This window comes from Pseudoalteromonas aliena (assembly GCF_038155085.1).
Taxonomy (GTDB): domain Bacteria; phylum Pseudomonadota; class Gammaproteobacteria; order Enterobacterales; family Alteromonadaceae; genus Pseudoalteromonas; species Pseudoalteromonas aliena_A.
In genome coordinates, this window is the sequence record NZ_JBAKAU010000039.1 from 1 (window position 1) to 1,491 (window position 1,491).

Genomic DNA, 1,491 nt, shown 5'->3' on the forward strand with positions numbered 1-1,491 from the left:
AAACAAAGACCCGTTTGGGTTGTATGGTTAAGTGACTAAGCGTACACGGTGGATGCCTTGGCAGTTGGAGGCGATGAAGGACGTATTAACTTGCGATAAGCCTAGTCAAGCTAGTAAAAAGCGCTTGAGACTAGGATTTCCGAATGGGGAAACCCACCTGCTTGCAGGTATCGTTAACTGAATACATAGGTTAACGAGGCGAACGCGGAGAACTGAAACATCTAAGTACCCGTAGGAAAAGAAATCAACCGAGATTCCGAAAGTAGCGGCGAGCGAAATCGGAACAGCCCTTAAGCTTATTATGTGTTAATGGAAGGCTCTGGAAAGTGCCACGATACAGGGTGATAGTCCCGTACATGAAAAGACATTTTAAGTGAAATCGAGTAGGTCGGAGCACGTGAAACTTTGACTGAATATAGGTGGACCATCATCTAAGGCTAAATACTCCCAACTGACCGATAGTGAACCAGTACCGTGAGGGAAAGGCGAAAAGAACCCCTGTGAGGGGAGTGAAATAGAACCTGAAACCGTGTACGTACAAGCAGTAGGAGCAGACTTGTTCTGTGACTGCGTACCTTTTGTATAATGGGTCAGCGACTTATATTTTGTAGCGAGGTTAACCGTATAGGGTAGCCGTAGGGAAACCGAGTCTTAACTGGGCGACTAGTTGCAAGGTATAGACCCGAAACCCGGTGATCTAGCCATGGGCAGGTTGAAGGTTGAGTAACATCAACTGGAGGACCGAACCCACTAACGTTGAAAAGTTAGGGGATGACCTGTGGCTAGGAGTGAAAGGCTAATCAAACCGGGAGATAGCTGGTTCTCCCCGAAATCTATTTAGGTAGAGCCTCGGACGAATACTTACGGGGGTAGAGCACTGTTAAGGCTAGGGGGTCATCCCGACTTACCAACCCTTTGCAAACTCCGAATACCGTAAAGTAATATCCGGGAGACACACGGCGGGTGCTAACGTCCGTCGTGAAGAGGGAAACAACCCAGACCGCCAGCTAAGGTCCCAAAGTCATAGTTAAGTGGGAAACGATGTGGAAAGGCCCAGACAGCCAGGAGGTTGGCTTAGAAGCAGCCATCCTTTAAAGAAAGCGTAATAGCTCACTGGTCGAGTCGGTCTGCGCGGAAGATGTAACGGGGCTAAACTATGCACCGAAGCTGCGGATTCAACGTTTACGTTGAGTGGTAGGGGAGCGTTCTGTAAGCCGTTGAAGGTGTACCGGGAGGTATGCTGGAGGTATCAGAAGTGCGAATGCTGACATGAGTAACGATAATGCGGGTGAAAAACCCGCACGCCGGAAGACCAAGGGTTCCTATCCCATGTTAATCAGGGTAGGGTAAGTCGACCCCTAAGGCGAGGCCGAAAGGCGTAGTCGATGGGAAACGGATTAATATTTCCGTACTTGGTATAATTGCGATGGGGGGACGGAGAAGGCTAAGCAAGCATGGCGATGGTTGTCCATGTGAAAGTGAGTAGGCTAG

1 rRNA gene is annotated in these 1,491 nt (G+C 49.2%); it reads left to right on the plus strand.

Features of this window, described 5'->3' with window-relative positions:
• Positions 1 to 25: 25 nt before the first annotated feature.
• Positions 26 to 1,491 (plus strand): 23S ribosomal RNA (locus tag V6260_RS18430); the annotation flags it as partial.